Consider the following 870-nt stretch of genomic DNA (forward strand, 5'->3'; position numbering starts at 1 on the left):
CTGAAAAGATTTTCAACTTTTATTGAATGATTGTGAACGGTTATAACAGTGTCTACGCCGGCTTCTTTTAATAGCTTGGCATAAAGCAGGGATGTAAATGCTTGCCCGTCAAATTTTTTCAAATCCAAAATATCTCTGTCTTTTTCAATTTCTCCAAAGCGATATGCCCCTCTGTCTTGGGCGGAGTAGAACAAATCCGGTTCAATTAAAACCACCTTTTTTGCGCCATTGTCTTTTGCGGCTCGCGCCAAAATCATATTTCGCATTGCGCAGTCGTTGCGGCTTCTGTCGGAGAGCGAAACCGAGCATATAATAACAACCTTGCCTTCTAGGTAGCGACCCACTTTCTCCAAATTTTCAATATCGGAAATATAACGCGGGCAAAACTCGCTGTTGGCATAGGTTTTAAGCGACACTTCATCTGAAATATCGCCGCGCACACCCAAAAACTGCGCCACATCCATAGCAAAGGAGTCGTCTGTGAAGGTGCCTGTTACAACAATGCTGTCTGACATAATTGAAGAATGTAGAAAATTAGAAAAATTTATATCGCTCTAATTAATTATTGCTTGCTATACAAAGCTCTCTTTCTGCATAGTTCCAAAATGTTTTCCCTTATGCTTTTCAGCTTTGCTTCATCTTTGTGATTTTCAATAGCCTGCACAATTGCTTTTGCAACTGCGCGGGTGTCTGCAACATCAAAGCCTCTGGTTGTGATAGCTGCTGTTCCTAAGCGAACCCCAGATGGATCCATAGGCTTGCGCGGGTCAAAAGGAATGGTTGAGCGGCTTGTGGAAATGCCAACCAAATCCAAAACTTGTTCTGCTTCCTTGCCAGAAATTCCTTTGCTCGTAACATCCACAACCATAA

1 protein-coding gene and 1 pseudogene are annotated in these 870 nt (G+C 42.4%); both read right to left on the reverse strand.

Going from position 1 to position 870, the window contains the following annotated elements:
* On the reverse strand, nt 1-515 hold a 515-nt coding region (locus tag ACYVRA_RS07495), incomplete at its 3' end, for a ribose-phosphate pyrophosphokinase-like domain-containing protein (RefSeq protein WP_461252120.1).
* Between the two features lie 47 nt (nt 516-562).
* Nucleotides 563-870: pseudogene (locus tag ACYVRA_RS07500) on the reverse strand (serine hydroxymethyltransferase); the annotation flags it as partial.

Source organism: Treponema sp. R8-4-B8 (genome assembly GCF_054786175.1).